The sequence below is a fragment of the Streptomyces sp. G-G2 genome (genome assembly GCF_030063135.1).
Lineage (GTDB): Bacteria > Actinomycetota > Actinomycetes > Streptomycetales > Streptomycetaceae > Streptomyces.
This window is the reverse complement of record NZ_JASISO010000022.1, coordinates 120,173-126,710: the sequence shown is the minus strand read 5'-3', so window position 1 is coordinate 126,710 and position 6,538 is coordinate 120,173. Positions and strand designations below refer to the sequence as shown.

The window sequence follows — 6,538 nt, the reverse complement described above, 5'->3', positions numbered from 1 at the left end:
CCCCACCCCGGACACGCGAAGCCAAAGCCCCCGCGGCGAAGCCGCGCCCCGACCCCGGCGGCCCCCGGCGGGGCCGGGGGCCGCCGGGGTGGCCAGGCGTGCGGCAGAATCGGGGGCATGACGAGCCCTGTGCCTCCCGCTGCCGATGAGCCGGTCTACGACGACCGGGTGTACCGCTCCCCCATGGCCATGGTCACCGGGGTGCTGCTGCTCGCGCTGATGGCCTGGCTGTGCGGGGACGCGTTGGTGCGGGGCAGCGGGTCGGCGCCGTGGATCGCGGGGGCCGTGCTGTTGTTCGGGGTGCCGCTGGTCGTGGCGTTCACGCTGCGGCCCGCCGTCTTCGCGAACGACAACCGGCTGCGCGTGCGGAACCCCTTCCGCACCCTGGAGCTGCCCTGGGCCTCGGTGGACGCGGTGCGCGCCGGGTACTCGGCGGAGGTGCTGGCCGAGGGGGCGACGTACCAGCTGTGGTCGATCCCCGTCTCGCTGCGCGAGCGCAAGAAGGTGAGCCGCCGGGCCGGGCGCGCCGGGGCCGAGGCCGCCGCCGTGAAGGACCTGGCGCGGGCTTCCGCGGACAAGGCCGTGCACGAGCTGACGGAGCTGGCCGAGCGCGGGACCGCGCGGGCCGGGGCGCAGGGCGGGGTGAAGGTGCGGTGGTCGTACGAGATCATCGCGCCCGCCGCGATCGGAGCGGTCGCTCTGATCGTGCTCCTCGCCACACGCTGACCTACCCGGAACCGCGGCTACCGGCTACGGCGTCTTCGCAGGTGTGCAGCGTCATGAGGTCGGCGGCAGCGCCGCCATTCAATTCCGGCTCCGGCTCGTGGGCGGCGGTCTGCTGGCCGTTCACCTCCTGCTCGTCGCCTGGGCGACCCTGCGACCCCTGGACGTGCCATGGGCCGCCTCCGCGAACCTGACCCCCTTCGCCGGGATCAGAGCCGACCTGGCCTACGGGCCCCTGGAGGCGGCGCGGCGGATCGGCTCGTCCCTGATACTGCTGGCTCCGATCGGGGTGCTGCTCCCGCTGGTGGGTGGCCGTCTGTCGGCTTCGCCGCTGGCGGCATGGTCCTCGCTGGCCCGTACGGTCGCGGCGGGCGCGCTGGTCTCGGTCAGCATCGGGATGCTCCAGACCGCGGTGCCGGGCCGGGTGGTCGACGTCGACTCGGTGCTGCTGAACGCGGTGGGGGTGGCGCTGGCCCACCTGGCCGTCGTACCGGCCCTGCGGGCCCGGCTGCGGCGCTCACGCAAGCGGGTCGCGGCGCGGCGCGGGCCCGCGACGCCCGCCCGGGCGCGGTCTCAGGGACCGACCCCGAGAGTTACCAGGGTTCGTATCGGTCCGTGGACCGAGGTGCTTTCGGCGATTCACCGGGAGTATTGAGGCATCGCAAGAAAGCGATCCCTTACGAAGGAGAAACCATGAGCGCCCTTGCCCGCCCCCGTGACGGACGCTGGATCGGCGGAGTCTGCGCCGGCCTGGCGCGACGCTTCGGTATTTCCGCGAACACGATGCGCGCCATCTTCGTCGTTTCCTGCCTGCTGCCGGGTCCGCAGTTCCTGGTGTACTTGGCCCTGTGGGTGGTCCTGCCGAACGAGAAGACGAATTCCGGCGCCGCGAGCTGGTAACCGGTGGGCGGTGGCCCGGGTGGTCCCCGTCAGCGGATGTTCTGCTTGATCTTCTGGATCTGCTTGTCCGTGAGGTCGTGCGGGACGTCGCCCTTGCGCTGGGCGTCCGCGACGTTGAGGGCCATCAGCCGCACGATCGTCGAGCCCTGGCGTACGAGGACCAGGTGGACGTGGGCCGAGACGCCCTGGGCGGCCGCGACGACGGTCCAGCTGACGCTGTCGTCGGCGCCCGTGCGGTAGTCGGCCGCCTTCACCTCGCGGTAGCTGCCGGTCTGTTTCTGGACGGTGGCGTTGAATCCCGCGCCGCAGGCGGCGACGGCCGCCTTCAGCCGGGTCATGAGCTGTTTCGCGTCGTTCTCGGCGTAGGAGCTGACCGAGGCGGAGATGGCCAGGCCCAGCTGGGTCTGGGAGCCGACGCCCCGGTTCACGGTCTCCCGTGCGGCCGGGTCCGGCTTGTCGCCCATGACGTCGGCGAGCGGCTGGCAGGCCTTCTTGTCGGCCCGCGGCTGGCCGTCGGGTGCGTTGGGGTTCTTGCCCTGGGCCGAGATCTGGTAGCCGACGAGATCGCCCTGTTCCAGGGCGCCCTTCTCCAGCGCGCTGCCGGTGCGGGGCGTGGCGGAGGTTCCGGGCGTGCCGGTGGAGCCGGGGGCGCCGGTGGAGCCGGGGGCGGCCGGGGTGGTCGCGGGGCCCTTCGGGTCCGGGCTCCGGCCCGTGGCGGAGCCGCCCGCGGTGGTGCACCCGACGGCGCCGATCAGGAGTACGGGAGCCAGCGACGCGACCAGGGCCGCTCGTGCCTTCATGCGCATGTACTCGACCTCATACCCCGTGCGGCGGCGTGCAGTTGGGGGTGATCGTGGCACACGGCACGACATGGCGCACACCCCGTCGAAGGGGTGTGCGCCATGCGTGTGCACGTGCGGATCCGCGTACGAATTTCCCGTTCGGATCCGTGTGCCGCAGCGGCGGCGGTACGGTCCGCCGCCCGGCGGGGTCAGCCGCCGAGGCCACCCGGGAGGTTGCTGGTCGGCAGGCCGCCGAGCAGGCCGGTGACGGGCTTGAGGGCCTCGGCCGGGTCGCTCGACTGGGAGTGCTGGGCCTCCTCGCCGGGGGCGACCTTCTGCTGGCTGGAGAGGCCCTGGGCGGCGGAGGTCACGGTGCCGAGCGCGTCGGCGACACCGATCGCGGGCACGGCGGCGGAGGCGGTACCGGCGGCGGCCGCGGCGAAGGCGGCACCGACGACGGCGACACCGAGGGTCTTGGCAGCTGACTGCTTCATGAAGAATCGTCCTTGCGACGGGGAATTGAGCGGCTCCGCAAACTAGTCACTTCAAACCCGGTCCCGCAAACATCCTTAAATATGAGAAAGCGCCCGGGAATTGCTCCTCCCGGGCGCTTTCAGTACGTCATGCCGTGGCCTAGGCCGAGACAGAACCGCTGGTCGAAGCGGTCTGCCGGAACAGCCACTCGGACTTCAGCTCCGCATAACCCGGCTTGATCACGTCGTTGATCATGGCCAGCCGTTCATCGAAAGGAATGAACGCGGACTTCATCGCATTGACCGTGAACCACTGCATGTCGTCGAGCGAGTACCCGAAGGTGTCCACCAGGTGCTCGAACTCCCGGCTCATGCTCGTACCGCTCATCAGCCGGTTGTCGGTGTTGACCGTGAGGCGGAAGTGCAGCTTGCGCAGCAGCCCGATCGGGTGCTCGGCGTAGGAGAGCGCCGCGCCCGTCTGCAGGTTCGAGGTCGGGCACATCTCCAGGGGGATGCGCTTGTCCCGGACGTACGAGGCCAGGCGGCCCAGCGTGACCGAGCCGTCGGCGGCGACCTCGATGTCGTCGATGATCTTCACACCGTGACCGAGGCGGTCGGCGCCGCACCACTGCAGGGCCTGCCAGATCGACGGCAGGCCGAAGGCCTCGCCGGCGTGGATCGTGAAGTGGTTGTTCTCGCGCTTGAGGTACTCGAAGGCGTCGAGGTGGCGGGTGGGGGGGAACCCGGCCTCGGCCCCGGCGATGTCGAAGCCGACCACGCCGTTGTCGCGGTAGCGGTTCGCCAGCTCCGCGATCTCCAGCGCGCGGGCCGCGTGGCGCATCGCGGTGAGCAGCGCGCCGACACGGATGCGGTTGCCGTTGGACCGCGCGCGGCGCTCGCCCTCGCGGAAGCCCTCGTTGACGGTCTCGACGACCTCTTCGAGGGTCAGACCGGCTTCGAGGTGCTGCTCGGGGGCGTAGCGGATCTCGGCGTACACGACGCCGTCCTCGGCCAGGTCCTGGGCGCACTCGGAGGCGACCCGGAACAGGGCTTCCTTCGTCTGCATGACGGCGCAGGTGTGCGCGAACGTCTCCAGGTAGCGCGGCAGGGAGCCGGAGTCGGCGGCTTCCCGGAACCAGACGCCGAGCTTGTCGGCGTCGGTCTCGGGGAGGTTCTCGTAGCCGGCCTTGTGCGCCAGCTCGATGATGGTCCCGGGGCGCAGGCCACCGTCGAGGTGGTCGTGGAGCAGCACCTTCGGGGAGCGGCGGATCTGATCCGGGGTGGGCAGGTTGGGGGTCTCGCTCGTCATCTGCGCACTCTAGCTCCTACGCGCGTAGAGCGTAGGGCGGGCGGCCCGGGTGATACGTAACAGTGACCGTGCGGACGGGTGGTGCACCCGGTGGTCGGTCTGAGACTGTTCCGCCATGGCACAGCATGCGCCGCCGACGCGCGGGGCCCGCCTGGGGCGGGCTGTCGGTGCGATCGGCTCGGGGTCGACAGTCAGTGGTGTGGTGCTCCTGCTTCCCGGGGCGTCCAGATTCTCCCGCGGTCCGCTGCCGCCGCTCGCGCGGGCGCTGGCCCGGTCGGGCGGGGCGGCGGGGCTGGTCGCGCACACGGTGCGGTACGGGGCCGAGGGGCGGGCCGAGGGGGTCCGGTGGGCCGTGGAGGAGGCGTTACGCCGCTACGGGGACGTACCGGTGTGCCTCGCCGGGTACGACGCGGGCGGGCGGGACGCGTTGGCGCAGGCGGGGCACGAGGCGGTCACCTGCGTGGTGGCGCTGGCGCCTTGCCTGCCGGAGGTGGGGGCGGGGGGAACGCTCGAACCCGTCAAGCAGCTGTCCGGGCGGCAGGTGTTGATCGTGCACGGGACCAACGACGCGCGCAGTGACCCGCAGTCGTCGTTCCGGCTGGCGACGCGGGCGAAGAAGGCGAACCGGGCGACATGCCGGTTCGAGGTGCATTCCGATGGGCACGGGCTGCGGGAGCACCAGGGGGAGGTGGTGGCGCTGGCCGTGGACTTCGTGGTGGGGGCGGTGTGTTCGGGGCGGTATTCGCGGCCGGTGACGGATGCGATGGCTGCTCCGCCGCCGTTGGGGTTGCGCATGCCGTTGGCCTCAGGCTTCGGCCGCTCCCTGCGGGGCTGAGCCGCCGCCGCCACCTTCCGGGGACCCGCTTCGAGCCGGCCCGGCGGCTGCCCGCGCCGGGCGATTCAGCCTGCCCGGCGTTTGAGGGCCCGCCGGAGGCAGCCTCGGCCCGGCGCCGGACTTCCGACCGTCATCCGGGCGCGACCCGCACTACCCCCGGGGGCGCCTCAAACGCCGGCGGGGCTGGAACGGCCCGGGCAGGGCCCAACCGCCCTGAACTGCCTGCGCTGGGAGCCATCAGCTTGCCCGGCGGGGCTGGAACGGCCCGGGCGAGGGCTTACGGGAGGAGGGTGGTGGCTTGGGTGAGGGTGGTGGAGAGGGCTTTGGCCGTGGGGGCCGTGGCGAGGATGTAGGGGTGGGGGTGGGAGAGCTGGACGCGGATCACGCCCGGGAGGGCGCGGGCCGCGGCCAGGGCCGTGGGGGCGGGCGGGGTGACGCCGACGTAGCGCAGGGCAGCGTGGGCCGCGCGGGGCTGGCGCAGCGGCGACGGCAGGCCCAGGCCCGCCGCCACGGCGAGGGCGAGGACGTCGGTGCCGGTGGCCAGCCGCAGCAGGGTGGGTTCGAGTGCGCCGGGATGGGGGTGGGCCTCGATCAGGCGGGGGCCGCGCGCCGTGAGGACGACTTCGGTGTGGGAGGGCCCGTCCCGGTGCCGGGCCAGATCGAGGACCCGGCGGACCAGGGACCGTAAGGATTCGGCGAGCCGGGCGTCCAGGGGGACGGGCAGCCGGTGGTCGGCGACGGTCAGGCCGGGGCCCGGCAGTCGGCGGGTCCAGCCGAGGATCTGGTGGCGGCCCGCCCGGGAGAGGGCTTCGACGGCGAGTTCGGGGCCTTCGAGCAGTTCCTCGACGAGGAGGTCGGTGATCTCGGGGTAGGCCCCGGCGGCGGCCCGCGCGTCGGCCGGGCCGGACAGTCGGCGTACGCCTTCGCCGTCGGCGCCCGCGCGCGGTTTGACCACGCAGGGGTAGCCGATGAGTCCGGCGATGAAGGGGAGCAGGTCGGCGCGCCCGCAGCGGGCGAAGGAGACGGGCCAGCCGGGGTGCAGGGCCTTGTTGGTACGGGCGCGCAGCGCGGCCTTGTCCATGAGGGCGGTGACGGTGTCGGGCCGGGTGCCGGGCAGTCCGAGCGCCTCGTTGGCGCGGGCGGCGGCGAGCGCGGTGGCGGCGTCGAAGCCGAAGACGGCGGCCCGGCCTTCGCGGACCGCGGCCAGGCGGGCGAGTTCCCCGGTCAGGCTCTGGTGGTCGCGCCAGTCCGCTCGTACCGGCCGCTCCGCCCCCTCACGGTCGGACGGCACGGACGGGCCCGGCGCGACCACCACGGTGCGCGCGCCCGCACGGCGGGCGGCCGCGATCACGGCCGGGCGCGGGCCGAGGAGGACGGCTACGGGGACGGTCCCGGGTGCGGTCACGTGCGTGTCGTGCCGCTCCTGGTTTCCCACCGTCTCCACCACTCACCTCGTGCCTCCCCCCGGGGCCCGGCCGAGGCCGTGGGTCCACTGTGCCGGTTCGGCATATGCCTG

General features: G+C 73.0%; 8 protein-coding genes. 4 read left to right on the top strand and 4 right to left on the bottom strand.

Annotation, left to right across the window (positions count from 1 at the left end):
- The first annotated feature begins 117 nt into the window (after positions 1-117).
- Genes QMF80_RS19270 through QMF80_RS19260 form a run of 3 tightly spaced genes read left to right on the top strand, consistent with a single transcriptional unit; the run spans position 118 to position 1,623 of the window.
- The gene (locus tag QMF80_RS19270; protein WP_283454926.1) at positions 118-726 is read left to right on the top strand and encodes a PH domain-containing protein; all 609 of its coding nucleotides are present in this window, start codon (positions 118-120) and stop codon (positions 724-726) included.
- A gap of 43 nt (positions 727-769) precedes the next feature.
- The gene (locus QMF80_RS19265) at positions 770-1,378 is read left to right on the top strand and encodes a VanZ family protein (protein WP_283454924.1); all 609 of its coding nucleotides are present in this window, start codon (positions 770-772) and stop codon (positions 1,376-1,378) included.
- A gap of 38 nt (positions 1,379-1,416) precedes the next feature.
- Positions 1,417-1,623: a PspC domain-containing protein gene (locus tag QMF80_RS19260; protein WP_283454922.1), complete on the top strand. Its 207-nt coding sequence runs from the start codon at positions 1,417-1,419 to the stop codon at positions 1,621-1,623.
- Between the two features lie 29 nt (positions 1,624-1,652).
- On the opposite strand, the gene QMF80_RS19255 is transcribed toward QMF80_RS19260, so the two are convergent.
- From QMF80_RS19255 to QMF80_RS19245, 3 genes are all read right to left on the bottom strand, one after another.
- A complete protein-coding gene (locus QMF80_RS19255; protein ID WP_283454921.1) occupies positions 1,653-2,429 on the bottom strand; it encodes a hypothetical protein in 777 nt (258 codons plus the stop codon).
- A 185-nt stretch (positions 2,430-2,614) separates the two neighbouring features.
- Entirely contained in the window at positions 2,615-2,899 is a 285-nt protein-coding gene (locus tag QMF80_RS19250) for a hypothetical protein (protein WP_283454920.1), read from the bottom strand.
- A 139-nt stretch (positions 2,900-3,038) separates the two neighbouring features.
- The gene (locus QMF80_RS19245; RefSeq protein WP_283454918.1) at positions 3,039-4,187 is read right to left on the bottom strand and encodes an adenosine deaminase; all 1,149 of its coding nucleotides are present in this window, start codon (positions 4,185-4,187) and stop codon (positions 3,039-3,041) included.
- A 115-nt stretch (positions 4,188-4,302) separates the two neighbouring features.
- On the opposite strand from QMF80_RS19245, the gene QMF80_RS19240 reads away from it, so the two are divergent.
- A complete protein-coding gene (locus QMF80_RS19240; protein ID WP_283454916.1) occupies positions 4,303-5,022 on the top strand; it encodes an alpha/beta hydrolase in 720 nt (239 codons plus the stop codon).
- Between the two features lie 277 nt (positions 5,023-5,299).
- On the opposite strand, the gene QMF80_RS19235 is transcribed toward QMF80_RS19240, so the two are convergent.
- Complete coding sequence (locus QMF80_RS19235) at positions 5,300-6,466, bottom strand: ATP-grasp domain-containing protein (RefSeq protein ID WP_283454913.1); 1,167 nt, start codon at positions 6,464-6,466, stop codon at positions 5,300-5,302.
- Positions 6,467-6,538 lie beyond the last annotated feature (72 nt).

What these genes read in the sequence shown, in the direction of transcription:
- QMF80_RS19255 (WP_283454921.1), bottom strand. Translation starts at nt 2,429, where the DNA reads ATGCGCATGAAGGCACGAGCGGCCCTGGTCGCGTCGCTGGCTCCCGTA.
- QMF80_RS19260 (WP_283454922.1), top strand. Translation starts at nt 1,417, where the DNA reads ATGAGCGCCCTTGCCCGCCCCCGTGACGGACGCTGGATCGGCGGAGTC.
- QMF80_RS19245 (WP_283454918.1), bottom strand. Translation starts at nt 4,187, where the DNA reads ATGACGAGCGAGACCCCCAACCTGCCCACCCCGGATCAGATCCGCCGC.
- QMF80_RS19240 (WP_283454916.1), top strand. Translation starts at nt 4,303, where the DNA reads ATGGCACAGCATGCGCCGCCGACGCGCGGGGCCCGCCTGGGGCGGGCT.
- QMF80_RS19270 (WP_283454926.1), top strand. Translation starts at nt 118, where the DNA reads ATGACGAGCCCTGTGCCTCCCGCTGCCGATGAGCCGGTCTACGACGAC.
- QMF80_RS19250 (WP_283454920.1), bottom strand. Translation starts at nt 2,899, where the DNA reads ATGAAGCAGTCAGCTGCCAAGACCCTCGGTGTCGCCGTCGTCGGTGCC.